The sequence below is a fragment of the Methylobacterium sp. Leaf94 genome (assembly GCF_001426045.1).
Classification (GTDB): Bacteria; Pseudomonadota; Alphaproteobacteria; order Rhizobiales; family Beijerinckiaceae; genus Methylobacterium.
The window spans coordinates 288,880-313,866 of record NZ_LMRM01000034.1; the positions used below are offsets into that span (position 1 = coordinate 288,880).

The following is a 24,987-nucleotide window of genomic DNA, read 5'->3' on the forward strand; positions in this document are numbered from 1 at the left end:
GCCCGGCCGGAGCGTGCCGCTCCTTCCGGGCCAGAGTAAATTACTCCCGAACCGCCAACAACACGGCTTCCGTTCAATACGGATGCCGCGAGAGAATTCAGGCCGCGAAGTATTCCTGCAAAGCGCGGACCTTGAGATCGCCTCCAAGATAGGCCTTGATCCCTTCGGCCGCCGCCATCGCTCCTGCAAGAGTGGTGTAGTATGGCACTTTATGCAAGAGGGCCGCGCGGCGGAGGGACCGGGAGTCCGAGAGCGCGCCGGCACCCTCGGTGGTGTTGAAGACGAGCTGAACGTCGCCGTTCTTGATCGAGTCAACGACGTGCGGCCGGCCCTCCAGAACCTTGTTCACCCGCTCCGTCGGAACGCCCGCATCGGCGAGATAGCGCTGGGTGCCACCGGTCGCGATGATCGAGAAGCCCAACTCAGACAAAAGCCGAATCGCCGGCAGGATGCGCTCCTTGTCGGCATCGCGCACCGAGACGAAGACCGCGCCGCCCTTCGGCACCAGGGTGCCCGAACCCAGCTGGCTCTTGGCGAAGGCGACGCCGAAGCTCGAATCGAGACCGATGACCTCGCCGGTGGAGCGCATCTCCGGCCCGAGCAGCACATCGACGCCGGGGAAGCGGGCGAACGGAAACACCGCTTCCTTGACGGCGATGTGATTGAGGACCTTCGCCTTTAGGTCAAAACTCGCCAACGACTCGCCGGCCATCACGCGGGCGGCGATCTTGGCGATCGGATCGCCGATCACCTTGGCGACGAAGGGCACCGTCCGCGAGGCGCGCGGGTTCACCTCCAGCACGTAGATCGTGCCGTCCTTGATGGCGTACTGGACGTTCATCAGGCCGCCGACCTGCAGCGCCAGGGCCATGGCCCGGGTCTGCCGCTCCAGTTCGGCGATGATCTCCGGCGACAGCGAGCGCGAGGGCAGCGAACAGGCGGAATCGCCCGAGTGGATGCCCGCCTCCTCGATGTGCTCCATGATGCCGGCGATGAAGACGTCCTTGCCGTCGCAGAGGGCGTCGACGTCGATCTCGGTGGCGTCCGACAGGTAACGGTCGAACAGGAGCGGGTTCTTGCCCAGGACCGTGTTGATCTGTCCGGTCTTGTCGTTGGGATAGCGTGCCTTGACGTCCGACGGGATCAGGCTCGGCAGAGTGTCGAGGAGGTAGTCGGCGAACTGCGCCTCGTCGCGGATGATTGCCATGGCGCGGCCGCCCAGCACGTAGCTCGGACGTACCACGAAGGGCAGGCCGAGATCCGAGGCGATAAGTCGGCTCTGCTCCACAGAGTAAGCGATGCCGTTCTTCGGCTGCTTCATGCCGAGCTTGTCGAGGAGACGCTTGAACTGGTCGCGGTCTTCGGCGAGGTCGATGGCATCCGGCGAGGTGCCGAGGATCGGCACGCCGGCGGCTTCCAGGGCGCGGGCCAGCTTTAGCGGGGTCTGCCCGCCGAACTGCACGATGACGCCGTGGAGCGTCCCGGCCTGACGCTCGGTCTCGATGATCTCGAGCACGTCCTCCTGGGTCAGCGGCTCGAAATAGAGCCGGTCGGAGGTGTCGTAGTCGGTCGAGACCGTCTCCGGGTTGCAGTTGACCATGATGGTCTCGTAGCCGGCCTCGGAGAGCGCGAAGCAGGCATGGCAGCAGCAATAGTCGAACTCGATGCCCTGACCGATCCGGTTCGGGCCGCCGCCGAGGATGATGACCTTCTTGGCGTCGGTCGGGCGTGCCTCGTCCACCACCGTGCCGGCGAAGGGCGCCACGTAGGTCGAGTACATGTAGGCGGTGGGCGCCTGGAACTCGGCGGCGCAGGTGTCGATGCGCTTGAACACCGGGCGCACGCCCAGGGCGCGGCGCGCCGCCCGCACGCTGTCCTCGTCGGTCTTGGCGAGCACGGCCAGGCGGGCATCGGAGAAGCCGGCCGCCTTGAGCTGGCGCAGCGCCCCGGGGGTGTTCGGGATGCCATGGGCCTTGACCCGGTTCTCCAGGTCGATGATCGCCTGAAGCTGTTCCAGGAACCACGGATCGATCTTGCAGGAGGCATGGACCTCCTCGTGGCTGACGCCGAGGCGCAGGGCTTGGCCGACCTTCAGGAGGCGATCGGGCGTCGGGGTTCCCAGGGCGGCCTTGATGGCGTTGTGGTCGTCGCCCTTGCCGAGTCCCTCGATCTCGATTTCGTCGAGACCGGTGAGGCCGGTCTCGAGGGAACGCAGGGCCTTCTGGAGCGATTCCGCGAAGCAGCGGCCGATCGCCATGGCCTCGCCCACCGACTTCATGGCGGTGGTCAGCGTCGGCTCGGCGCCGGGGAACTTCTCGAAGGCGAAGCGGGGAATCTTCGTGACGACGTAGTCGATCGACGGCTCGAACGAGGCCGGTGTCGCGCCGCCGGTGATGTCGTTGGCGATCTCGTCGAGGGTGTAGCCGACGGCGAGCTTGGCCGCGACCTTGGCGATCGGGAAGCCGGTGGCCTTCGAGGCCAGGGCGGAGGAGCGCGAGACGCGCGGATTCATCTCGATGACGATCATCCGGCCGGTGGCGGGGTCGATCGCGAACTGGACGTTCGAGCCGCCGGTCTCGACGCCGATCTCGCGCAGGACCGCCAGGGATGCGTCGCGCATCACCTGGTATTCCTTGTCCGTGAGCGTCAGAGCCGGCGCGACGGTGATGGAATCGCCGGTATGGACGCCCATCGGGTCGATGTTCTCGATGGAGCAAACGATGATGCAGTTGTCGTTCTTATCGCGAACGACCTCCATCTCGTATTCCTTCCAGCCGAGGACGCTCTCCTCGATCAGGACCTCGTTCGTCGGCGAGGCGTCGATGCCGCGCTCGACGATGTCCAGGAATTCCTCGCGGTTGTAAGCGATGCCGCCGCCGGTGCCGCCCATGGTGAAGGAGGGGCGGATGATCGCCGGCAGGCCGACTTCGGCCAGCGCGATCAGCGCCTGCCCGATGGCGTGCTCGCCGTAGCGCTTGCGCCGCTCGGACTCGCCCCGGTGCCAGGTCTTCTCGAAGGCGGCGAGGGCGGCGGCGCGGGCCTCGCCCTCGTTCGCCGCCTCGATGCGGGCGACCTCGGCCAGGTACTTCTCGCGGTCGGCCTTCTTGGCCGCCGAGGCGTTGGCCAGGGCCGATTTCGGCGTCTCCAGGCCGATCTTGGTCATCGCGTCGCGGAAGAGGTGGCGGTCCTCGGCCTTGTCGATCGCCTCGGTGGTGGCGCCGATCATCTGGACGTCGAACTTCTCCAGAACGCCCATTTTCTTGAGGGACAGGGCGCAATTCAGCGCCGTCTGGCCGCCCATCGTCGGGAGCAGGGCGAAGCCGCCCGGAATGGCGTGGCGTTCTTTCTCGATGATCTTGGCGACAATCTCGGGCGTGATCGGCTCGACGTAGGTCGCGTCCGCCATGTCCGGGTCGGTCATGATCGTGGCCGGGTTCGAATTCACCAGCACGATCCGGTAGCCCTCCTCGCGGAGGGCCTTGCAGGCCTGGGTCCCGGAATAATCGAACTCGCAGGCCTGACCGATGACGATCGGCCCCGCACCGATGATCAGGATCGAGGAAATGTCGGTGCGTTTCGGCATCGGGCGCCTTGGCTGCAGGCACGCGCGCCCGGCCATGCGCGGTGCCGGAGAAGCGGCACGGGCCTGGGGGCGCTAGCGGCGTGGATTGTCGTTGATCCTGGCACTTACACGCAGCCCGCCGCCATTGGAAGGGCGCGGGCCGAAGGTGAAGCGCTGAAGCGTCTCAGAAGCCCAGGTAGAGAGCCGAGACGGCGCGGTCGATGGACAGGTAGAACACCCCGAAGGCGACCACGGCGGCGGCGGCGAATTCGAGTGCCGCATTGGAGAGGGTCTGGCTCCGGCGGAGCATCTCGCGGCCGAAATACAGGCCAATCCAGGCCAGCGTCATCACCACCGGTAGCGCGAACAGGAAGGACCAGGTGCTCTCGACGCGGTCGAGGCTCGCGGCCGGGTCGATCAAGGCGCGGATGTTGCGGACCCACGGCGCATAGCAGGCCGAGTAGAGGGCGGTCATCCACGCGAGGCTGACGGCCACGCCGAGATGGAACGTGAAGAGGCGATGCAGGCGCGAGAAGTCGTCGCGCGCGTCGTCGAACGTCATGTGGAAATCCCCGGCAAGCGTCGGAACCGACCCGGCGACGATCTTCGAACGCCGTCCTTAGCGGGCCGTTAACGATGCCGGGATGCCCCGGAATGCCGGATTTTTTGTGACGCGGCGGGAACCTTCTCGCGGTTGGCATGCCTGCGTGCAGGGCTGGCCTGCCGCCGCCGCGGTGGCCGGAAGGGGCATCGCCTCCGTCCGGCCATACGAATCAGTCGGCGGTGGTGACCAGGGTCTCGGGCTTGCCGGCCTTCATCAGGGCGACGAAGCGCTCGAACAGGTAGTGGCTGTCCCGTGGGCCGGGCGAGGCCTCCGGGTGGTGCTGAACCGAGAAGGCCGGCCGGTCGGTGAGGGTGAGGCCGCAATTGGAGCCGTCGAACAGGGAGACGTGGGTCTCTAGCGCCGTCTCGGGCAGGCTCGCCGGATCGACCGCGAAGCCATGATTCATCGAGACGATCTCAACCTTTCCTGTGGTCTTGTCCTTCACAGGGTGGTTCGCGCCGTGGTGGCCCTGCGCCATCTTCACCGTGCGGCCGCCCAGCGCCAGGCCCATGAGCTGGTGCCCGAGGCAGATGCCGAAGGTCGGCACCTTCTCCTGCAGCAGGGTTCGGATCACCGGCACCGCGTATTCGCCGGTGGCGGCCGGATCACCCGGGCCGTTCGACAGGAACACCCCGTCCGGCTTCATCGCCATGATCTCTTCGGCGGTCGTCGTGGCGGGTACCACGGTGACGTCGCAGCCGGCTTCGGCCAGAAGCCGCAGGATATTGCGCTTCACGCCGTAGTCGATCGCGACGACCTTGAGCCCGGTGCCGGGCTTGCGGTCGCCGTAGCCGGCCTTCACGTCCCAGATGGTCTGCGACCATTCCGAGCGCTCCCGGCTCGTCACCGGCGGCACGAGGTCGAGACCCTCCATCGGCGCGAGAGCCGCGGCACGGGCCTTCAGGGCCTCGCGGTCGAAGCGGCCCTCCGGATCGTTGGCGATGACGGCGTTCGGCATGCCGTTGTCGCGGATAAGGGCGGTGAGCGCCCGGGTGTCGACGCCGGTGATGCCGACGATGCCGCGGGCCTTGAGCCAAGCGTCGAGGTGGCTCGACGAGCGCCAGTTCGATGGCTTGGTCAAGGCGGACGCGATCACGGTGCCGCGCACGCCGGAGGCCGGCGCCGCATCGAGGCTCTCAAGGTCCTCGTCGTTGGTACCAGTGTTGCCGATATGCGGGAAGGTGAAGGTGACGATCTGGCCGGCATAGGACGGGTCGGTCAGGATCTCTTGGTAACCGGTCATCGCGGTGTTGAAGCAGACCTCACCGTCGGCGGTTCCGGTCTGGCCGATGCCGAAGCCCTCCAGCACGGTCCCGTCCGCCAGGACCAGAAGGGCTGTAGCCAGGGGCTCGGCCCAGGGAGCGGGGGGCGCGGGCACGGCAGGCGTCTGGACGCCATCATCTTGCAGCATCGGCGTGATCTCGCTTATGTCCGGCCGATCCCGGCGCCGTATAGCGGCGCATGCGGGCGGCTTGTCGTGCGGCGCTCATAGCGAGCGTGCCGTGTTAGGGTCAATGTGGCCCTCGCGTCGGTGCGTCTCAAGAACCCTGGTTCGCGCAGCAATTCGCAGACCACGCCGTTGATCCGCTGCCCTGGGTTCATCTTTCAGGAGTCACACGATGCTGCGCGCCCGTCTCACCACCGAGATGAAGGAAGCCATGAAGGCCGGCGACAAGGCGAAACTCGCCACCGTCCGGATGATCCAGGCCGCCTTGAAGGACAAGGACATCGAGGCGCGCGGCCTCGGCAAGGAGCCGGCCTCCGAGGAGGAAATCCTCGCGCTCCTGCAGAAGATGATCAAGCAGCGCAACGAATCGGCCGCTGTCTACGACCAGGGTGGCCGGCCCGAGCTCGCCGAGAACGAACGCAACGAGGTCGCGATCATCGCCGGCTTCCTGCCGCAGCAGATGGACGAGGCCGAGACCCGGGCGGCCATCGACAAGGCCGTGGCCGAAGTGGGCGCCGCCGGGCCCAAGGACATGGGCAAGGTCATCGCCGCCCTGAAGGGCGCCTATGCCGGCCGCATGGACTTCGCCAAGGCGAGCGGCCTCGTGAAAGAGGCGCTGAACGCAAAGGCCTGAGGGCGTCCCAGCGCCCCGCATCGGCGTTGGGGACTCTTTAAGCCCGGGTCGCTAAGATGGGCGGCCGCAGAGGTCCGGTTCTTGCCGTGCGTTACCCGCCCCACATCCTTGAAGAGATCCGTGCGCGCCTGCCCGCATCCGATATCGTGGGGCGGCGCGTCCGGCTGAAGAAAGCGGGCCGCGAGTGGCGCGGTCTGTCGCCGTTCAATGCCGAGAAGTCGCCCTCGTTCTACGTGAACGACCAGAAGCAGTTTTATCACTGCTTTTCCTCGGGCAAGCACGGAGATGTCTTCACCTTCCTGATGGAGACGGAGGGGTTGAGCTTTCCGGAGGCGGTGGAGCGTTTGGCGGCGGAGGCCGGCGTGACCCTGCCGGCGCCGAGCGCCGATGCCCGCGAGCAGGAGACCAAGCGCGCCGGGACCTTCGACGTCATGGAGATGGCCGCCGCGTTTTTCGAGGAGCAGCTGCGCGGCCGCGCCGGTGCGGAGGCCCGCGCCTATCTCGACCGGCGCCAGCTCGGCCCGGAGACCCGGAGCCACTTTCGCCTCGGCTACGCTCCGGGCGACCGCTACGCCCTGCGCGACCACCTCGCCGCCAAGGATGTCGACCGCGACCTGATGGTCGAGCTCGGTCTGCTGGTGGCCGGCGAGGACATCCGCGTGCCCTATGACAAATTTCGCGACCGGGTGATGTTTCCGATCGCCGATTCGCGCGGGCGCGTCATCGCCTTCGGCGGCCGGGCGATGCAGAAGGACGCCAAGGCGAAGTACATGAACTCGCCGGAGACGCCGCTCTTTCACAAGAGGCAGCTCCTCTACAATCTGCACCAGGCCCGCAAGCCTGCGCACGATCGCGGCGTCATCATCGCCGTCGAGGGCTACGTCGACGTCATCGCCATGACCCTGGCGGGCCATCCCAACGCGGTGGCGGGCCTTGGCACGGCGCTCACCGAGGAGCAGATCGGCCTTCTCTGGCGCAACGCCGACGAACCGATCCTATGCTTCGACGGCGATGGCGCCGGCCAGCGTGCGGCCTTCAAGGCCCTCGATGTGGCGCTGCCCGGCCTGACGCCGGGCAAGTCCCTGCGCTTCGCCATGCTGCCCGAGGGCCAGGACCCCGACGACCTCCTGCGCGCCGAGGGAAAATCGGCCATCGACCGGGTGCTCGACACGGCCCGGCCCCTCGTCGAAGTGCTGTGGTCGCGCGCCACCGACGGGGCGCCGCTCGATACGCCCGAGCGGCGAGCCGGTCTCGCCAAATCGCTGCGCGAGATGGTCGCCTCCATCCGCGACGAGACCGTGCGGGGATTCTACCGGGACGAGATCGAGGGCCGCCTGCGCGCTCTCTCTCCGCAGGCCGCCTCCGGGCGCCGCGGCCCCTGGGAGCCGCGGGCGGCCTCCGCGCGACCCACCTTCCAGCGCCAGCCCCGTCCGGGCGATCCGCCACCCTCGCCGCGAATCACCACCAAGTTCAATCCGCTCTATGCTGGCGAGACCAGCGCCTCCGGCCCGGTGGCGTTTCGCGACCGCGAGGCGATGATCGTCTCCAGCCTCCTCGTCCACCCCGAACTGCTCGGGATCGAGGCGGAGGATCTCGCCGAGCTCGAACTGGGCGACCCGGATGCGCAGGCGTTGCGCTCCCTCCTGCTCGACAGCCACGCCGACGCGGATCAGCCCGGCGTCGCGGTTCTGGAGAGCCGATTGAAGCGGGCCGGGCTCACGGAAGCCGCCTCCCGGCTCGCCAGTCATGTGCGCCCGGGCGATCGATGGACCCTTGACGCGCATGCCGATCCTGTGCGTCTCGAAGACGCATTGCGTCAGGCCGTGATCTTGCACCGCAAGTCTGGAGCGCTAAATAGCGAACTCCGCTTGGCTGAGCGGGCCCTGGTCGAGGACGAGACGGAGGCGAACTTCGCTTGGCTGTGCGACGTAAAGGCCCGTATGGCCGTCATCGCTGGTGCGGAGGCGGACGAGGTGGTGCCGGATGCGGATGAGGCATCGACACCCTGAGACGCGCACCGCGAACGAATTCGGCCGCCATTGGCGGCTCATGGTTAACAATCGGTCAAGCGTCTCGCTTGCATACCGGGATCTGACTTCGACGCGGCTGTCACTTCGGCGGACCGCACATCACATGTATTTCAGCGTCGACGACGCGGAGTGAGCGACATGCTCCCGCGCGATGCTGACACGACAACCATAGGCGGACCATGGCGACGAAGGCAACGGAACGGGACGAGACGGATGCTGCTCCGGAGCAACAGACCGACGGGCCGCTCCTCGATCTGACGGATGCCTCCGTCAAGCGGATGGTGAAGCTCGCCAAGAAGCGCGGCTACATCACCTACGAGGAGATCAACGAGGTTCTGCCCGACGGTCAGTCCGACCCCGACCAGATCGAGGACGTGCTGTCGCAGCTCTCGGAGATGGGCATCAACGTCGTTGAGGCGGAGGAGACCGAGGAGACGACGGAGGCCAAGGGCAACGGCGAGGCCGACGACGAGGACGGGGCGGAGGGGACCGAGGTCGCCGAGATCGCCCCCACCAAGCCCGTTGCTCTGCGCGCCGAGACGACCAAGGAGCCCACCGACCGCACGGACGATCCCGTGCGCATGTACTTGCGCGAGATGGGCTCCGTGGAGCTCCTGTCCCGCGAGGGCGAGATCGCCATCGCCAAGCGCATCGAGGCCGGTCGCGAGGCGATGATCGCCGGGCTCTGCGAGAGCCCGCTGACCTTCCAGGCCATCATCATCTGGCGCGACGAACTCGTCGACGGCCGGGTGCTCCTGCGCGAGATCATCGACCTCGAAGCGACCTATGCGGGCCCCGACGCCAAGAACGCGATGCAGATCGCCGACGGCACGGAGGAGAGCGAGGACGCCGAGGGCGACGCGCCGACGCCGCCCGAGGGCGACGACGAGGATGACATGGAGAACAACGTCTCCCTGGCGGCCATGGAGACGGAGATCAAGCCGCGCGTCCTCGAGACGTTCGACAACATAGCGAACAATTATCGCAAGCTGCGCAAGCTGCAGATCGAGCACGCCGAGCTCAAGGCCTCGGGCGGCACCCGCACCGATGCGCAGGAGCGCAAGCAGGAGGAGCTCAAGGACGCCGTCGTCACCGACGTGAAGTCGCTCTCCCTCAATGCCAACCGCATCGAGGCCCTGGTCGAGCAGCTCTACGACATCAACAAGCGTCTCATCTCCCATGAGGGCCGCCTGATGCGCTACGCCGAGAGCCACGGCGTCGCCCGCGACGAGTTCCTGCGCCACTACCAGGGCTGGGAGCTCGACCCGAACTGGATGGAGCGCGTCGGCAGCCTCGGCGGCCGTGGCTGGAAGAACCTCGTCGAAAAGGGATCGAGCGAGGTCGCCCGGCTGCGCGAGCAGATCCTGACCCTCGCGTCGGAGACGGGCCTCGAGATCGGCGAGTATCGCAAGATCGTTAACATGGTCCAGAAGGGCGAACGCGAAGCCCGCCAGGCCAAGAAGGAGATGATCGAGGCCAACCTGCGCCTGGTGATCTCCATCGCCAAGAAGTACACCAATCGCGGCCTGCAGTTCCTGGATCTGATCCAGGAGGGCAACATCGGCCTGATGAAGGCCGTCGACAAGTTCGAGTACCGGCGTGGCTACAAGTTCTCGACTTACGCCACCTGGTGGATCAGGCAGGCGATCACCCGCTCGATCGCCGATCAGGCCCGCACCATCCGCATCCCGGTGCACATGATCGAGACGATCAATAAGATCGTCCGGACCTCGCGCCAGATGCTGCACGAGATCGGTCGCGAGCCGACCCCGGAGGAACTGGCTGAAAAGCTGGCCATGCCGCTGGAGAAGGTGCGCAAGGTTCTCAAGATCGCCAAGGAGCCGATCTCGCTCGAGACTCCGATCGGCGACGAGGAGGACAGCCACCTCGGCGACTTCATCGAGGACAAGAACGTCGTCCTGCCCATCGACGCGGCGATCCAATCCAACTTGCGGGAGACCACGACGCGCGTGCTCGCCTCGCTCACGCCCCGCGAGGAGCGGGTGCTGCGCATGCGTTTCGGCATCGGCATGAACACCGACCACACCCTCGAGGAGGTCGGCCAGCAGTTCTCGGTAACCCGCGAGCGCATCCGTCAGATCGAGGCGAAGGCTCTGCGCAAGCTCAAGCACCCGAGCCGCTCGCGCAAGCTGCGCAGCTTCCTCGACAACTGACATCTTCGTTTGCGCCGGCTCGCCCCGGCCAACGACCCCTGCGAATGAGCCGGCTCCTCTCGGGGTCGGCTCTTTCGTTTCGACTTCCCGGCCATCGATGCGCATGAAGCGCGCCGAACGGCGTCGGCTCCGGCGTCCGGCCCAGTCTGCACTGTTGAAGCGGTGACGCCGGCACGATACGCACGAAACCAGAGCGGTGGCCGTTGCCGGACGCCATCTTCCAACCCACCTTGGCCATATGCTCGATCAAGGCCCGCCCCAGCCTTCCCCCACCGCCGAAGCCGATGGCTCGGAGGCGGCCGACGTCCCCTTCGGCGCCCTCCAGCAATGCGTGGCCCTGCGCGACTGGCTGCTGAGCGAGGGGGCCCGCATGCCGAAAGCGGAAGACCTGCTCTCCGGCCTCGCCGAACGCCTGATCGCGCTGGATGTGCCGGTGGACCGCGCCACCACGGCCATCGACGCCCTGCATTCCGAGTATTCCGGCGTCGGGCGGTTCTGGACCCGCGAGACGGGCTCCACGGTCCGTCTGTTCCCGCACGGGGAAGCGTCGGACAAGGCCTATCGGGCAAGTCCGTTCTTCCGTGTTCACGAAACCGGCGCGTGGCTGATCCTCGATCTCGCCGAGACCCCGGATGAGGCCTTCGCGGTCATTCCGGACCTGAAGGCCGAGGGCTACCGGCACTACATCGTCGCGCCGCTGTTCTTCACCAACGGCACGCGCAACGGCATCTCCTTCGCCACCCGATCCGAAGCGGGGTTCCGCGACGAGGACGTGGCGATTCTCCGCTTCGTCATGCCGACACTGGCGGCGGTCATGGAGATGCGCAGCGTCAACAAGCAACTGGATCACGTCCTGCGGATCTATGTCGGCGACGAGCCGCACAAGGCGATCCTCGGCGGCTCCATCCGTCGCGGTCACGTCCAGCGCATCCGCTCGGCGATCCTGTTTGCCGACATGCGCGATTACACGCGCATCTCCGCCGACATGACGCCGGAAGAGGCGGTCGACCTCCTGAACATCTTCTTCGACTGCCTAGTGCCGGCCATCGAGCGCGAGGGCGGCGAGGTCCTGAAATATCTAGGCGACGGCCTGCTGGCGATTTTTCGCGAGCCCGGAGACGATTTGGGCGGTGCCGCCAAGGGGGCGCTCACCGCCTCGCAAAGCGCCATGGCGGCCCTCGCGGAGGCTAATGCGCTCGGCCGCTTCGCCAATCCCGTGGCCGCCGGCATCGCCCTGCATCACGGCGAGGCCGCCTACGGCAATGTCGGCTCCGGCGCCCGACTAGACTTCACCGTGATTGGACGCGACGTGAATCTCGCTAGCCGCGTCGCCCGGCTGAACCGGACGCTGGGCGAACCGATCCTGATGACGAAGCCCTTCGTCGACTTCCTCTGGGACATGCCGGAGCCTCTCGGCGAACATGCGCTCGATGGGTTCGCCGAACCCATGGGTGTCTATCGGCCGGCGCGCCCGCCCGCTGCCTGAGGCCCGCTCGGGGATTGACCCCAATGCGCGGACGGCCCACATCAGGGGTGTTCCAGGGAGATCCCCGGCAAGGGGCTGAGAAACCGATGGCCGTCCGCTCGCGGATGGCGGCGCGGAAATCCTTCGAACCTGACCCGGTTCATACCGGCGTAGGGATTGGACCGCGGGTTTCTCCTCGAGCCCGGCACGCTTCACCACGCGAAGCTGCAGCCCCACCAATCTCGACGCCTGTTGCGGAGATTGTGTTGGACGTGACCCCGAACGCCTTCCTCAACCTGCGACGGACGCATGGCGTTGCGCCGCCGGCCGCCGTTGCCCCGGCACGCAGTGACGTGGTCGTCGTCGGCGCCGGCCTGATCGGGCTGTCGATCGCTTGGCGCCTGACGCAGGCCGGGCGATCGGTGACCGTGGTGGAGCGCGACACCGTCGGCGCCGGGGCGAGCCTCGCCGCCACCGGTATGCTGGCCCCCGCTGCCGAGCACGAGCCCGGCTCCGACCCGCTGCTGCCCCTGGCCCTGGAGAGCCTGTCGCGCTGGCCGGGTTTCCGCGATGCCCTTCAGGCCGCGGCCGGCCTCGACATCGACTACCGAGAGGAGGGCACCCTGGTGCTGGCCATCGGCCGCGACGAGGTCGAGCGCCTGCGCTTCCGGCACGATCTGCAGAAGCGCTCCGGCCTCGACGCTCGCTGGCTGACCGGTCCCGAGGCCCGGGCCCGCGAGCCGCGCCTGCGCCCCACCGTCACCGCCGGCCTGTACTGCCCGCACGACCATCAGGTCGATCCGAGCCGGGTAATGGCCGCCCTCGTGCGGGCCTGCCTCGCCGCAGGAGTCGCCATCGTGGAGGGCTGCGCGGTCGAGGCGCTGGATTGGAGTGCCGACCGGGTCACTGGCGTCCGTACGGCCCAGGGCATCAGCCGGGCCGACACCGTCGTGCTCGCCTCCGGCGCCTGGAGTGGGGAGACGGGACTCCTGCCCGATCATCTCGCCCTGCCGGTCCGGCCCCTGCGCGGCCAGTCCCTCGCACTACGGACCACGGCCCGCACCGGCACCCTCACCCACATGGTCTGGACCGAGCAGGTTCACATGGCGCCGAAGAGCGACGGCCATCTCATCGTCGGCGCGACGGTGGAGGATTGCGGCTTCGTCCCCGGCGTCACGGCCGGCGGCCTCTACGCCCTGCTGGAGGGCGCCCGCCGCGTCCTGCCCGGCATCGAGGAGATGGCGGTGGAGGCGATCTGGAGCGGCCTCCGGCCGACCTCGGACGACGATGCGCCGATCATCGATGCCCTGGCGCCCGGCCTCGTCGTCGCCACCGGTCATCACCGCAATGGCTACCTGCTGGCCCCCGCCACCGCCGATGCGGTCGCGGCCCTGGTCGCCGAGGGAACGCTGCCGGATTACGCCCGGGATTTTGGTCGAGCCCGCTTCGCGTCGGCACCGCAGAGGGTGTTCGCATGAAGCTCACGGTCAACGGAGAGGCCCGCGAGAGCACGGCTGCCGACCTCGACGCCCTGTTCCGGGAGGAGGCCGAGGAGACCGGCATCGAGAGCCCTCAGGGCATCGCCATCGCGCTCAACGGGTCCGTGGTTCGCCGCCGGGACTGGGCGCTCACCGCCCTCAGCGACGGCGACCGCGTCGAGATCGTCCGCGCGATGCAGGGCGGATGATCGAAAGGGGAGACATCATGACAGGAAGGTGGGAATGACCGAGATCGCGAACGACACTGACTCGCTGGTGATTGGCGGTGTGAGCCTGGGCTCGCGTCTTTTCATCGGTACCGCCGGCTACCCCACCCAGAGCATTCTGTTCGATGCGGTGGCGGCGTCCGGCGCCGAGGTGGTCACGGCCTCGATCCGGCGGGTTTCGCTCCAGGGGCACGGCTCGGATACGCTGCGCCGGCTCAAGGGGCACCGCTTCCTGCCCAACACCGCCGGCTGCGAGACGGCGCGCGACGCGATCATGACCGCCGAACTCGCCCGCGAGGCCCTCGATACGAACTGGATCAAGGTCGAGGTCATCGGCGATCGCGAAACGCTGTATCCCGACGTGGCCGAACTGCTGGATGCCTGCCGCCACCTCGTCGATGACGGCTTCACCGTGCTGCCCTATTGCAACGACGATCCGGTGGTCTGCCAGCGTCTCGCCGATCTCGGCTGCGCCGCCGTGATGCCCATGGGCTCGCTGATCGGCTCCGGCATGGGTGTGGCCAACCCGGCTAACCTGGAGCTGATCTGTCGGCGCTCGCCGGTGCCGGTGATCGTCGATGCCGGCATTGGCACCGCCTCCGACGCGGTTATCGCCATGGAGCTCGGCGCCGCCGGCTGCCTCCTCAACACCGCGGTCGCCAAAGCCGACGATCCCGTGCGGATGGCTCGTGCCATGCGCAACGCCGTCCAGGCCGGCCGCGACGCGTATCTTGCCGGCCGCATCCCGAAGCGGGGCCGGGCCGAGCCGTCGAGCCCGCAACTCGGTCTCGTGGGCTCGTGAGCCGGGTTGCGTCCGACGCGCCCGCTACCGGCGCACGGCGATGAGCGGCCTGCCCGCGCGGCTACTGGTGGTGACGGACAGGTCGGCGACCGACGTACCGGAGGTCGCCGCCCAGAACCTCCGCGCCACCCTCGAACGCCTCCTGCGGGCCGGCGCCCGCTGGGTCTGGTTTCGGGAGCGCGACCTGGCGCCGGATGCACGGCGCGCGCTCGCCCGGGATATCGCGCGTCTGGTTCAGGCTGAGGGCGGTTCACTGACCATCGGCGCCGATGTGGCGCTCGCCGCCGAGCTCGGGGCCGACGGAGTCCATCTGCCCGGTGGAACCACCGCGGCCGAGATCGCCGAAGCCCGCCGGCGCCTATCCGGCGGTCGCATCGGGGTTTCGGCGCACACACTGGAGGAGATCGCGGTGGCCGCGCGGTCCGGCGCCGACTACGCTACCCTCAGCCCGATCTTTCCGACGCAGAGCAAGCCCGGCTACGGTCCCGCCCTCGGAGCGGCGGCCCTGGAAACCGCCGCCGGGTTCGGCATGCCGGTCATCGCCCTCGGGGGAATCACGGTCGACCGCGTGGACGCATGCCGCGCTGCGGGCGCTGCCGGCGTCGCGGTGATGGGCGCACTGATGCACGGCGCGGACCCGGTGGCCGAGGTGCGCGCCTATCTCGCCCGCCTCGGCGCGACATCCGACGAGCGGTGACAGGCAAGGAGGCAGCGCATGTGGGGAAAGAACCGCTTTCTCGAGCGCGTAAGGGTGCAGCATCCGATCATCCAGGCGCCGATGATCGGACCGAAGCCGGCCCTTGCCGCCAGCGTCAGCGCGGCCGGGGGCCTCGGCTCCCTCGCCTGCGCGGCGATGAACCCGGACACGGTACGCAACGAAGCGGCGGCGATTCGGGCGCGGACGGACGCGCCGTTCAACCTGAACTTCTTCTGTCACGTGCCGGACGTGCCGGATGCAGTGCGCGAGTCCGCCTGGCGCAGCCGGCTCGCGCCCTACTATGCGGAACTCGGCCTTGATCCGTCGGCTCTGATCGTCATGGCACAGCGGTCGCCCTTCGACGCTGCGATGCTCGCGGCCGTCGCCGACGTCCGGCCGGCGGTGGTCAGCTTCCATTTCGGCCTGCCGGAAGCGGCGCTCCTCGACCGCGTCCGGGCGCTCGGCTGCATCATTCTCTCGTCCGCAACCACGGTGCGCGAAGCGCGCTGGCTCGCCGAGCGCGGGGTCGATGCGATCATCGCGCAGGGAGCCGAAGCCGGCGGGCATCGCGGCCTGTTCCTCGGCGGCGATCCCGCGACGCAAGTCGGCACGATGGCTCTGGTGCCCCAGGTGGTCGACGCGGTGGACGTGCCCGTCATCGCGGCCGGGGGCATCGCCGATGTCCGCGGGATCGCCGCCGCCTTCATGCTCGGCGCCTCCGCCGTTCAGCTGGGAACGGCCTACCTGCGCTGCACCGAGGCCGCTCTCTCGGGGCCGCACCAGGAGGCCCTGCGCCGTGCCCGCGACGAGGACACCACGATCACCAACGTCCTGACGGGCAAGCCGGCCCGGGGACTCGTGAACCGCGTCATGCGTGAACTCGGGCCCTGGCACGCGGAGGTGCCGGTCTTCCCCACCGCCGCCATCGGGCTCCAGCCCCTGCGGATCGAGGCCGAGCGACGCGGCTCCGGCGACTTCTCGCCCCTCTGGGCCGGGCAGGGGGCGCCCCTTGCCCGCGAGACTGAGGCGGGTCGCCTGACCGTTGAGCTCGCGGAGGGCGCGCTCAGGCTCCTCGGCCGCGCGAGGGCGTGATCACTTCGCCGTGGCCGGGCCGTAGGGCGGCCGGGGGATCGCCCGATGGGCGGCACGCAGCGCCGCCGACCAGCGCTCCCGCAGATCGTGGAAGTAGCTCTCGCCGGCTTCGATCCGGTGGTTTACCTCGAGGTCGAGGGCGTTGCGGCGGGCGACCGCGATGTCGATGGGCAGGCCGACGCCAAGGTTCGAGCGCATCGTCGAATCCATCGAGACGAGGCCGACCTTGAGGGCGTCGTAGAGGTCGGTCTCGTACTTAACCGCCCGGTCCAGGATCGGCTTACCGTACTTGTGTTCCCCGATCTGCAGAAAAGGCGCGTCGCCGCTGCACTCGATGAAGTTGCCGGCCGAGTAGATCAGGTAGAGCTTCATCGGGTCTGAGCCGATCTGTCCGCCGAACAACAGCGAGACCGAGAAGCGCAGGTTGGCCGCCTCGAACCCCGCCTTCTCGATCTCGCGGACCCGCCGAATGGCGCGGCCCACGAGCTGGGCCGCCTGGAACATCGTCGGCGCCTCTACGAGCTTCATCTTCGGCTCGCCGGCATCGCCCTCGACTCCCTCGGCCAGAAGGCTGAGGACCGACTGGGTGATCGAGAGATTTCCGGCGGAGGCCAGCATCATCACGCGCTCGCCCGGCACGTTGAAGTGGTGGAGCTTGCGGTAGGTCGAGATGTCGTCGAGCCCGGCATTGGTCCGGGTATCGGCGATCATCACCAGCCCCTCCTCGACGAGGACACCGACGCAGTAGGTCATGGAGCGGTCTTTCTCGCGCGTCCATCCGCGATCAGGACTGGACGGAAGCCTGTGCTTGCTCGACGCGAAGCGTCACGTCGAGTGTTTCTGTCCCGCCGCCCATGCGGCTGCCGCGAATCGGAGCCGCCCCGAGATAGTCGAGGGCGACAGCCACGCGGATATGCGCCTCGGTGGTGGCGATACCGTGGGCGGCGTCGAAGCCGATCCAGCCGAGCCCCGGCACCAGCGATTCGGCCCAGGCATGGCCGGAGCCTTGATCCGCATCCCGGTCGGCGTGATGGTAGTAGCCCGAGACGTAGCGGGTGGGAATCTCGAGGTGGCGGGCCGCCGCGATGAAGAGATGGGTGATGTCCTGGCAGACGCCCTTCTCCTGGACGAAGGCCTGCGCGGCGTTCGTGCTGGCGCTGGCCGGGCCGGGGACGAAGGTGACCCGCTGGTGCACGGCGGCGAGCAGCCGGTGCAGACACGGTAGGGGGGCCGGGTCGCCGGCCGCCGAGATCTCCTGGGCGAAGGCCTGAATGGCGTCGTTGGCCAGGGCGAGATCCGAATCCCGCAGGTAGAACACGTCCGGCAGGCGCTCGATGGTGCCGCGCACGATGCCGTGCATCTCCAGGGTGTCGACCTCTCCGGTGACCCGGATCGACAGGGCCTCGGCCGGCTCGTCCGCCGTGAACCAGTGCACCACGTTGCCGAAGCCATCCTCGCGCTCGCTCACGCGGCCGTCGACGGAGGGCTCGATGCGCCAGCGCCGGACATACTGGCCGTCATGGTCGCGAGGACGCAGACGCAGGACCTGAATCAGCCCGCGGGCGGGCTGCTCATAGGTATAGTTGGTCTCGTGGAAGACGCGGATTCGCATGCGGCGACCTTTGCGCGGCGTCGGGCCGGGGCCGGCCCTATACCAGATATTGCTCGATGACCGCTGCGCCGAGGCGATTGTTCTCGACGATGAACTCCGTCACGAACTCATGCAGGCCGGATGAGAAGATGCGGTTGATGTTCTCGCCTTCCAGGCGTGCCAGGGTATTGCTGGCCAGGCGCTGGCTCGCGCCGCGCCGCCCGTAGGCGTCGGCGATGAGGTCGAGGTGCTCCACCAGCATACCGTAGCAGTTGGTGAATGAGCGCGGCATTTGCCGGTTCAGGATGAGAAGATCGGCCACCAGGAGTGGCTTCACGCTCTCGCGGTAGACCCAGTGATAGGCGTTGAAGGCCGAGACCTCGCGCAGGATCGTGGTCCACTGGAAATAATCGAGGCTGCCGCCGATCTTCTCCGTGGCGGGGAGCAGGATGCGGTACTTCACGTCCAGGATGCGGGCGGTGTTGTCCGCCCGTTCGATCGCCGTTCCGAGGCGTGTGAACCAGTAGGCGTCGTTGCGCAGCATCGTGCGGTAGGCCGAACCGTCGAAGGCGAGGGAGACGCCCTTCACCCAGTCCAGGAAGCGGGTGAACTCGTCGCGGTTGAGGTCGCGTCCCTCGTAGTTGCGCAGCTCGAGCCAGGCGCCGTTGATGGCGTCCCACATTTCGGTGGTCAGCGCCGTGCGGACGCTGCGGGCATTCTCGCGCGCGGTCTCGATGCAGGAGCGGATCGAGGAAGGATTGTGGGGGCTGAAGGCAAGGAAATCGCAGACGGTCGCTTCCGTGACGCTGGCGTAGAGCGGCTTGAACACGTCCGGATCGCCAGCCGAGGCCAGGGCGGAGGCCCACTCGTTGGTCTCGCCGCCGCCGTAGCTCGACGGCAGGGCGGCTAGGCGCAGGGCGGCATCGAGGATGCGGGCGACGAACTCCGCTCGCTCGGCGTAGCGCGAGAGCCAGTACAGGTTGTCGGCGGTCCGGGACAGCATGGGGTTCCATCGGGACGTCGGCTGGCGTCGGAAACGCAGGCCGCAGGGCGAAAAGGACTATGCCGGAGCCGGCACGGACTTGGAAAGGCACCCGGGACGGAAGGCCCCGCCGGATGCTGCGCGATGGCTCAGGCGTCGAGGACCCAGGTGTCCTTGGTGCCGCCGCCCTGGCTTGAGTTCACGACGAGCGACCCTTCCTTCAGCGCGACCCGGGTGAGGCCCCCGGGGACGATGCGGATTTCGTCCGAGCCGCACAGCACGAAGGGGCGCAGATCCACGTGCCGGGGTGCGACCCCGGATGCGACGAAAGTCGGGCAGGTGGAGAGGGCCAAGGTCGGCTGGGCGATGAAGCCGTCCGGCGCATGCTTCAGCTTGCGTCCGAACTCCTCGATCTCGCGCTTGGTGGCGTGTGGGCCGACCAGCATGCCGTAGCCGCCGGAGCCGTTGACCTCCTTCACCACGAGCTCGCTGAGATTGTCCATCACATAGGCAAAAGCCTCTTTCTCGCGGCAGCGGTAGGTCGGCACGTTGTGCAGGATCGGCTCCTCGCCGGTGAAGAACTTCACGATCTCCGGCATGTAGCTGTAGACCGCCTTGTCGTCGGCGATGCCGGTGCCGACGGCGTTGGCCAGGGTCACGGTCCCGCGCTCGTAGGCGTTCATGATGCCGGGGACTCCGAGCACCGAGTCCGGGCGGAAGACCAGCGGATCGAGGAAATCGTCGTCGAGACGGCGGTACAGCACGTCGACCCGGCGGGGGCCCTCGGTCGTCCGCATGTAGACGACGTCGTCCTTGGTGAAGAGGTCGGAGGCCTCGACGAGGTCGACGCCGAGCTTGTCGGCCAGGAACGAGTGCTCGTAGAAGGCCGAGTTGTAACGACCCGGCGTCAGCAGCGCGACGGTGGGGTCGCGGGTCGCCGTGGACGGCGCGAGGCTGCGCAGGGTCGCCAGCAGTGCGTCGGGATAGTTCTCCACCGGCGCGACGCGGTGGCGGGAGAACAGCTCCGGGAACAGCCGCAGCATGACCTCGCGGTTCTCGAGCATGTAGGAGACGCCGGACGGGGTCCGGGCATTGTCCTCCAGCACGAAAAAGTCGTTCTCCCCGGTGCGGACGATGTCGATGCCGGCGATGTGGACGTAAAGGTCGTGCGGCACCCGGAAAGCGCGCATTTCCATGCGGTAATGCGGGTTGCGGTAGACGAGGTCGGCCGGGATCACGCCGGCCTTGATGCATTCCTGCGCCCCGTAGATGTCCTTCAGGAAGGCGTTGATGGCGGTGACGCGCTGCTTGAGGCCTCGCTCCAAGAAACCCCATTCGGGCTTCGTGATGACCCGCGGGATGATGTCGAAGGGGATCAGCCGTTCGGTGGACTCGTTCGCGCCGTAGACCGCGAAGGTGATGCCGATGCGCCGGAACAGCATCTCGGCCTGGCTGCGGCGGGTGTTGAAATGCTCGGGCGGCGTGGTGTCGAGCCAGTGCTTCAGGCTGTCGTAGGCTTCGCGCACGGCGGGGTTGCTCAGCGCCCCATCGGGCAGCCCGGTCATCTCGTCGAATGCAGCGAGCGCCATTCGCGTCTCCCCCTTGAACACCGTTCTTGTCTAGGCAAGAGGCGCGCCAGCGACCTGGGATCGGAGTCCGCGCCCACCGCCCTTGCGTGTAGGGTAGCACGTTCAGATCAACTTCAAGCCCTTGAAGCTGGCGTGACCCTCCCGACCCAGGATGATGTGATCGTGGATCAGGATGCCGAGGGGGTCCAGCACCCCGATGAGCTCGCGGGTCATCCGGATGTCGGCGGCCGAGGGAGTGGGGTCGCCCGAGGGATGGTTATGAGCCAGGATGATGGCGGTGGCCGAGAGCTCGAGGGCACGGCGCGCCACCTCGCGCGGATAGACTGGCGTGTGGTCGACGGTTCCCCGCCCCTGGACCTCGTCGGCGATCAGGTGGTTGCGCCGGTCGAGGAACAGCACGCGGAACTGCTCGCGCGCCGCGAAAGCCATGGTGGCGCGGCAATATTCCAGCACGGCGCTCCACGACGAGAGCAGAGGGCGGTCGGCGATCGCCCCGCGCGCCAGCCGATGCCCTGCCGCTTCGATGAGCTTCAGGTCGGCGATGACCCCGGGGCCGATGCCTTCAATTTCAGCAAGTCGCGCCGGCTCAGCGCTCACCACCTCGGCAAAGCTGCCGAAGCGTCGGATCAGGGCCTTGGCCAGGGGCTTCACGTCCCGGCGGGGAATGGCCCGGAATAGGGCGAGTTCGAGAAGCTCGTAATCCGGAAGGGCCTCAGCCCCACCCTGGGCGAACCGGGCGCGCAGGCGGTCGCGATGGCCGAGGTAATGCGGCTCGCCGTCCGACGGGTCGGGCGCGGACGGCGGCCGGGTGGTCATGAGCCCGAAATCAACCGGCGGTCGGCGCGGGCTGGTGCAGACCCTTGGGCGAGAGGGTGAAGATTTCCGCCCCCGTCTCCGTCACCGCCACGGTGTGCTCGAACTGCGCCGAGAGCGAGCGGTCGCGGGTGACCGCGGTCCAGCCGTCGGAGAGAACCTTCACCGCTGGCCGGCCGAGATTGATCATGGGCTCGACCGTGAAGAACTGGCCGGGCTGGAACTTAACGTCGTAGCTCGGCTCGACGTAGTGCAGGATGGTGGGGGCATCGTGGTAGGTGCGCCCGAGGCCGTGGCCGCAGAAATCCCGCACGACGGAGCAGCGCTCCGCTTCGGCATAGGACTGGATCGCCCGGCCGATATCCGTGGTGGAGCCCCCCGGCTTGATCGCCGCGATGCCGCGCATCAGGCACTCGTGGGTGATCTCGCACAGGCGCTGGGCCTTGCGCGGCACCTCTCCGACATAGGCCATCCGACTCGAGTCGCCGTGCCATCCGTCGACGATGAGGCAGATGTCGAGGTTGACGATGTCGCCCTCGCGCAGGGGCTTGTCGTTCGGGATGCCGTGGCAGACCACGTGGTTGATCGAGGTGCAGATCGATTTCGGATAGCCGCGGTAGAGCAGCGAGGCCGGATAGGCGCCGTGGTCCATGGCGAAGGTGTAGGCGAGCTTGTCGAGATGGTCCGTCGTGATGCCGGGAGCGGTGGCCTCCATCAGCAGATCCAGGGCTTCCGCGGTCAGACGGCCGGCCTTGCGCATGCCCTCGAAGGCCTCCGGTCCATGAATCGGCGGCTGGGGCGCGCGGCGTCCGCTCTCGGACACGGCCTGTTCGTTCTGGGTCATGGGGACGTTTCGCGGAGGGGAACCGGGGCGGGGCCTGCCCCTATGTACGGTGACGCGCGCGCGAGGCCAACCCTTCGCGCGCTGCGCACTAGGATTGCGCCGAGGGAGAGGCTAGAGACGGGTCCCGGCAGACCCCGACAACACGGATGCCCGCACGAGCACGATCCTTCCTCGAGGACGAGGCTTCGGCGGGCCGGCAGGCAGGACGAGGCGATGGCTGACAAGGCGGTCCCGCATTTCCACAACGAGCCCGGCGTGGCGGTCATTCACGTCGGCTCCAAGGAGTTCATGTGCATCGGGGCCAAGCCCCCCTTCGATCATCCGCACATCTTCCTCGACATGGGCACGGACGACGAGACCATTTGCCAGTACTGCTCGACGCTGTTCCGCTACCGGCCGACCCTGGCCGCCGGCAACGCCGATCCGGCGATCTGCGTCTGGGACGACCGGACCTCGGCCGCCGCCTGATCAGGCGAGGCGGCTCCGTGCCGGCCCTGAACATCGCCATCGTCGGCGCGGGCATCGGCGGCCTGACGGCCGCGCTCACCCTCGATTCCGCCGGCCATGCCGTCACCCTCATCGAGCGCCGCACCGGATTCAGCGAAGTCGGGGCCGGGATCCAGCTCTCGCCGAATGCCAGCCGAGTGTTGATCGGCCTCGGCCTCGGCGCCGCCCTGCGACGCGCGGCGAGCGAGCCGCCGGCAGTGGTGGTGCGGGCCCTGACGAGTGGGACGGTCATAGGCGGCGTCGCTCTAGGAGCCCATCTGCGCGAGCGCTTCGGCGCGCCCTACTACGTCATCCACCGGGCCGACCTGCAGACCCTGCTCCTCGACGCTGTGCGCGGCCGGCCGGGTATCCGCCTCCTGATGGGACGGGACGTGACCGGTCTGGTGGAGCGACCGGACGGTGTCGACCTGACCCTGGAAAGCGGCACGGGCACGCGGACCGAGCGGTTTTCCGCCGACCTCGTCATCGGGGCCGACGGTGTACGCTCCCGCCTGCGCGGCCACCTCGACGGCAAGGACCTGAGGTCCGGGCGTGCCGCGGCGTGGCGGGCCATCGTTCCGCGGGAAGCCCTGCCACCCGAACTTTCGGGCGACGCCACGGGCCTGTGGCTTGGGCCGGCGCGCCACGTGGTGCATTACCCGATCCGGGGTGGCCAGCACGTCAACGTCGTCGCCGTGATTCCGGAGCGGAAGGGCAGCGAGGGCTGGGGCCAACTCGGTGAGCCGGCCGTGCTGCGCGCCCGCTTTCGCGACGCGGCGCCGCCCCTCGCGGCCCTCCTGGCCGTACCGGATTCCTGGCTGGTCTGGTCGCTGGAGGATCGGGGTGCCGCCCGTCCGATGGCACGCGGACGGCTGGCCCTGATCGGGGATGCCGCCCATCCGATCCTGCCCTTCCTCGCACAGGGGGCCGCCCTCGCCATCGAGGATGCGGCGATCCTCGCCAGGGAACTGGGCGCGGACGGCGCCGATCTCGGTGCCGACCTGGCTCGCTACGATGCGGTGCGGCGTGCGCGGGTGCGCCGCGTTCGCCGGGCCGCCCGTGCCAATGGCCGGACCTATCATGCGGGGGCTCTCGTCGGCACGATCCGTAATGTCGTGATGGGCCGCCTCGGGCCGGACGGAATGAACCGTCGCTACGCCTGGCTCTACGGCTGGACGCCTTGATCTGCGGAGGCCGCCCCGCTACCGCTGATGCCGGCATGCGGACGTGGCGAAACCGGTAGACGCACGAGACTTAAAATCTTGCGGCCTTTGGCTGTGCGGGTTCGAGTCCCGCCGTCCGCACCAACTCACGCGATCCTGTCTCTGCACTCATCGGCTTGCAGCGACGATCAGCGCCGCGACCGACGGAGATAGACGAAAAGCCCCACGACACCCGCGAGGGCCACGCCCGCGAGTGCCGTCGAACGCAGGGGCGCTCGGGTGGACATCTCGCCGTCCGCAGACGGTCGAGCCCAGGCGTGGTCTTCGTCGAGGATCCAGGCGAGCGAGCGCCGGAGTGCATCGGCGGCATCGCGGTTGAACCATTGGCCGTGCGCGAAGATCACCCGGTCCGGATGAAAGCCGACGAGACGCTGCGCGGCGCGGACCGTGTCCCGATGATTCAGACGCAGAAGGACTCGCAGGTAGAGCGGTGCCTTGCCATCCGGGGCGACGATGCCCAGCAGACGGGCCAGGGGGCGCGCGAAGACCGGCAGAAGGTCGCCCTCGAGGTTGATGATGAGATCCGTCAGCAGGAGGGTCCGGCTTGGGCGATGGAACAGACAGATTTCCTGGAACACGGGTCCGGCGACGAGGACCTGATCGATCTCGTTCGCCCAGACGCGTGGCGGCTGGTCTCCCAATTCCGCATCGATCGCGAGGCCAGATCGGCGCACTTGGCTCCGGTCTTCGAGCCCCGGCACCGCCCAGGTGATCGCGTTGGGCCAAGCGGTCTGCCAGTCCTTCAGGAACATCCAATGCCCGACACTCGGCGCTACGAGGTGCCCGATACGCCCGAGTCCCTCCACGGCACGTTGAAGGCCCGGGTGGTGCGGAACGGGCGAGTGGAGCAACAGCTCACCGCCGGCCAGTCGCAGCACCGTCATCCGCAAAGGGAGTAGAATGCCGCCCGCGCGAATTGGTGCGGCATCGACGATCCAGACGCCGTCCGCCACCTCCTTCGGTTGGTTTAGGGGCGGATAGCTGAGGTCATGCGCCAAGGTCCTGCAATCCACATCGACGTACACCCGGGGGAACGCTTCGGCAGAACCCGGAGGTCAATCTGTCGTGCGCGACCACGACCATCCCTCGCGCCGGGCGCCGCCCGAAACCGGCGGGTACCACGCCCACCCAGGTCAGTTCCGAAGGAAAGGGCGCGTCTTCGCTTACCGAGGCGTCATGCGTGTCGATGGGTCGAATCCGCGGGATGGTTTCCCGCCTTCGGCCGGCCTCTGCGATGAGCCTCACGC

Annotated in this window: 21 protein-coding genes, 1 tRNA gene and 1 riboswitch; of the genes, 12 read left to right on the forward strand and 10 right to left on the reverse strand. The window is 68.1% G+C overall.

Annotated features, from left to right (window positions below; translation table 11 throughout):
* Positions 1–97: 97 nt before the first annotated feature.
* From carB to carA, 3 genes are all read right to left on the reverse strand, one after another.
* Positions 98–3,583, reverse strand: a complete 3,486-nt coding sequence (gene carB / locus ASG63_RS16850) for a carbamoyl-phosphate synthase large subunit (RefSeq protein ID WP_056218802.1) — start codon at positions 3,581–3,583, stop codon at positions 98–100.
* A 163-nt stretch (positions 3,584–3,746) separates the two neighbouring features.
* Positions 3,747–4,124, reverse strand: a complete 378-nt coding sequence (locus ASG63_RS16855; protein WP_056218810.1) for a hypothetical protein — start codon at positions 4,122–4,124, stop codon at positions 3,747–3,749.
* Between the two features lie 211 nt (positions 4,125–4,335).
* On the reverse strand, positions 4,336–5,577 hold the full coding sequence (carA, locus tag ASG63_RS16860; protein ID WP_056218812.1) for a glutamine-hydrolyzing carbamoyl-phosphate synthase small subunit: 1,242 nt from the start codon (positions 5,575–5,577) through the stop codon (positions 4,336–4,338).
* Between the two features lie 208 nt (positions 5,578–5,785).
* Between carA and ASG63_RS16865 the strand changes: the two genes are divergently transcribed.
* The 9 genes from ASG63_RS16865 (at position 5,786) to ASG63_RS16905 (ending at position 16,212) form a co-directional block, all read left to right on the forward strand.
* The gene (locus tag ASG63_RS16865) at positions 5,786–6,247 is read left to right on the forward strand and encodes a GatB/YqeY domain-containing protein (protein ID WP_056218815.1); all 462 of its coding nucleotides are present in this window, start codon (positions 5,786–5,788) and stop codon (positions 6,245–6,247) included.
* Between the two features lie 86 nt (positions 6,248–6,333).
* Complete coding sequence (gene dnaG / locus ASG63_RS16870; RefSeq protein ID WP_056218818.1) at positions 6,334–8,256, forward strand: DNA primase; 1,923 nt, start codon at positions 6,334–6,336, stop codon at positions 8,254–8,256.
* 200 nt (positions 8,257–8,456) lie between these two features.
* A complete protein-coding gene (gene rpoD, locus ASG63_RS16875) occupies positions 8,457–10,451 on the forward strand; it encodes an RNA polymerase sigma factor RpoD (protein WP_056218821.1) in 1,995 nt (664 codons plus the stop codon).
* Between the two features lie 238 nt (positions 10,452–10,689).
* A complete protein-coding gene (locus tag ASG63_RS16880; protein ID WP_056218825.1) occupies positions 10,690–11,937 on the forward strand; it encodes an adenylate/guanylate cyclase domain-containing protein in 1,248 nt (415 codons plus the stop codon).
* A 45-nt stretch (positions 11,938–11,982) separates the two neighbouring features.
* Positions 11,983–12,111, forward strand: a riboswitch (TPP riboswitch).
* Positions 12,112–12,188: 77 nt separating this feature from the next.
* A complete protein-coding gene (gene thiO, locus ASG63_RS16885) occupies positions 12,189–13,394 on the forward strand; it encodes a glycine oxidase ThiO (RefSeq protein ID WP_443189808.1) in 1,206 nt (401 codons plus the stop codon).
* Complete coding sequence (thiS, locus tag ASG63_RS16890) at positions 13,391–13,603, forward strand: sulfur carrier protein ThiS (RefSeq protein ID WP_056218832.1); 213 nt, start codon at positions 13,391–13,393, stop codon at positions 13,601–13,603. Before thiO ends, thiS begins: the two co-directional genes overlap by 4 nt.
* A 34-nt stretch (positions 13,604–13,637) precedes the next feature.
* Positions 13,638–14,423 carry a thiazole synthase gene (locus tag ASG63_RS16895; RefSeq protein ID WP_056218835.1) on the forward strand — a complete coding sequence of 262 codons (786 nt, stop codon included), beginning with the start codon at positions 13,638–13,640 and terminating at the stop codon, positions 14,421–14,423.
* 40 nt (positions 14,424–14,463) lie between these two features.
* Positions 14,464–15,120, forward strand: coding sequence for a thiamine phosphate synthase (locus tag ASG63_RS16900; RefSeq protein ID WP_056218838.1), 657 nt, complete (start codon positions 14,464–14,466; stop codon positions 15,118–15,120).
* Positions 15,121–15,138: 18 nt separating this feature from the next.
* On the forward strand, positions 15,139–16,212 hold the full coding sequence (locus ASG63_RS16905; RefSeq protein WP_056218841.1) for an NAD(P)H-dependent flavin oxidoreductase: 1,074 nt from the start codon (positions 15,139–15,141) through the stop codon (positions 16,210–16,212).
* Here the strand turns inward: ASG63_RS16905 and ASG63_RS16910 are convergent, their stop codons facing one another.
* The 6 genes from ASG63_RS16910 to map form a co-directional block, all read right to left on the reverse strand.
* Positions 16,213–16,965, reverse strand: coding sequence for a hypothetical protein (locus tag ASG63_RS16910; protein WP_056218845.1), 753 nt, complete (start codon positions 16,963–16,965; stop codon positions 16,213–16,215).
* A gap of 31 nt (positions 16,966–16,996) precedes the next feature.
* Positions 16,997–17,824, reverse strand: coding sequence for a transglutaminase family protein (locus tag ASG63_RS16915; protein ID WP_056218847.1), 828 nt, complete (start codon positions 17,822–17,824; stop codon positions 16,997–16,999).
* 37 nt (positions 17,825–17,861) lie between these two features.
* Positions 17,862–18,806 carry an alpha-E domain-containing protein gene (locus ASG63_RS16920; RefSeq protein ID WP_056218850.1) on the reverse strand — a complete coding sequence of 315 codons (945 nt, stop codon included), beginning with the start codon at positions 18,804–18,806 and terminating at the stop codon, positions 17,862–17,864.
* Positions 18,807–18,934: 128 nt separating this feature from the next.
* The gene (locus tag ASG63_RS16925; protein WP_056218853.1) at positions 18,935–20,374 is read right to left on the reverse strand and encodes a circularly permuted type 2 ATP-grasp protein; all 1,440 of its coding nucleotides are present in this window, start codon (positions 20,372–20,374) and stop codon (positions 18,935–18,937) included.
* Positions 20,375–20,476: 102 nt separating this feature from the next.
* Positions 20,477–21,190, reverse strand: coding sequence for a RadC family protein (gene radC / locus ASG63_RS16930; RefSeq protein WP_056218856.1), 714 nt, complete (start codon positions 21,188–21,190; stop codon positions 20,477–20,479).
* Positions 21,191–21,200: 10 nt separating this feature from the next.
* Positions 21,201–22,031 carry a type I methionyl aminopeptidase gene (gene map / locus ASG63_RS16935; protein ID WP_056218859.1) on the reverse strand — a complete coding sequence of 277 codons (831 nt, stop codon included), beginning with the start codon at positions 22,029–22,031 and terminating at the stop codon, positions 21,201–21,203.
* A 213-nt stretch (positions 22,032–22,244) separates the two neighbouring features.
* Between map and ASG63_RS16940 the strand changes: the two genes are divergently transcribed.
* From ASG63_RS16940 to ASG63_RS16950, 3 genes are all read left to right on the forward strand, one after another.
* On the forward strand, positions 22,245–22,499 hold the full coding sequence (locus ASG63_RS16940; RefSeq protein WP_055956304.1) for a zinc-finger domain-containing protein: 255 nt from the start codon (positions 22,245–22,247) through the stop codon (positions 22,497–22,499).
* A 17-nt stretch (positions 22,500–22,516) separates the two neighbouring features.
* Positions 22,517–23,701 carry an FAD-dependent monooxygenase gene (locus ASG63_RS16945; protein ID WP_056218861.1) on the forward strand — a complete coding sequence of 395 codons (1,185 nt, stop codon included), beginning with the start codon at positions 22,517–22,519 and terminating at the stop codon, positions 23,699–23,701.
* Positions 23,702–23,738: 37 nt separating this feature from the next.
* Positions 23,739–23,824: transfer RNA gene (locus ASG63_RS16950), tRNA-Leu, on the forward strand.
* Positions 23,825–23,868: 44 nt separating this feature from the next.
* On the opposite strand, the gene ASG63_RS16955 is transcribed toward ASG63_RS16950, so the two are convergent.
* On the reverse strand, positions 23,869–24,765 hold the full coding sequence (locus ASG63_RS16955) for a DUF4336 domain-containing protein (RefSeq protein WP_244479946.1): 897 nt from the start codon (positions 24,763–24,765) through the stop codon (positions 23,869–23,871).
* Positions 24,766–24,987: the final 222 nt, after the last annotated feature.

Bases quoted from the DNA above. Each gene is read 5' to 3' on its own strand.
- ASG63_RS16905 (WP_056218841.1), top strand. From the start codon at position 15,139: ATGTGGGGAAAGAACCGCTTTCTCGAGCGCGTAAGGGTGCAGCATCCG.
- radC (WP_056218856.1), bottom strand. From the start codon at position 21,190: ATGACCACCCGGCCGCCGTCCGCGCCCGACCCGTCGGACGGCGAGCCG.
- thiS (WP_056218832.1), top strand. From the start codon at position 13,391: ATGAAGCTCACGGTCAACGGAGAGGCCCGCGAGAGCACGGCTGCCGAC.
- ASG63_RS16900 (WP_056218838.1), top strand. From the start codon at position 14,464: ATGAGCGGCCTGCCCGCGCGGCTACTGGTGGTGACGGACAGGTCGGCG.
- carA (WP_056218812.1), bottom strand. From the start codon at position 5,577: ATGCTGCAAGATGATGGCGTCCAGACGCCTGCCGTGCCCGCGCCCCCC.
- ASG63_RS16865 (WP_056218815.1), top strand. From the start codon at position 5,786: ATGCTGCGCGCCCGTCTCACCACCGAGATGAAGGAAGCCATGAAGGCC.
- ASG63_RS16925 (WP_056218853.1), bottom strand. From the start codon at position 20,374: ATGGCGCTCGCTGCATTCGACGAGATGACCGGGCTGCCCGATGGGGCG.
- ASG63_RS16895 (WP_056218835.1), top strand. From the start codon at position 13,638: ATGACCGAGATCGCGAACGACACTGACTCGCTGGTGATTGGCGGTGTG.
- map (WP_056218859.1), bottom strand. From the start codon at position 22,031: ATGACCCAGAACGAACAGGCCGTGTCCGAGAGCGGACGCCGCGCGCCC.
- ASG63_RS16920 (WP_056218850.1), bottom strand. From the start codon at position 18,806: ATGCTGTCCCGGACCGCCGACAACCTGTACTGGCTCTCGCGCTACGCC.
- rpoD (WP_056218821.1), top strand. From the start codon at position 8,457: ATGGCGACGAAGGCAACGGAACGGGACGAGACGGATGCTGCTCCGGAG.
- ASG63_RS16940 (WP_055956304.1), top strand. From the start codon at position 22,245: ATGGCTGACAAGGCGGTCCCGCATTTCCACAACGAGCCCGGCGTGGCG.
- ASG63_RS16880 (WP_056218825.1), top strand. From the start codon at position 10,690: ATGCTCGATCAAGGCCCGCCCCAGCCTTCCCCCACCGCCGAAGCCGAT.
- carB (WP_056218802.1), bottom strand. From the start codon at position 3,583: ATGCCGAAACGCACCGACATTTCCTCGATCCTGATCATCGGTGCGGGG.
- ASG63_RS16910 (WP_056218845.1), bottom strand. From the start codon at position 16,965: ATGACCTACTGCGTCGGTGTCCTCGTCGAGGAGGGGCTGGTGATGATC.
- ASG63_RS16855 (WP_056218810.1), bottom strand. From the start codon at position 4,124: ATGACGTTCGACGACGCGCGCGACGACTTCTCGCGCCTGCATCGCCTC.
- ASG63_RS16915 (WP_056218847.1), bottom strand. From the start codon at position 17,824: ATGCGAATCCGCGTCTTCCACGAGACCAACTATACCTATGAGCAGCCC.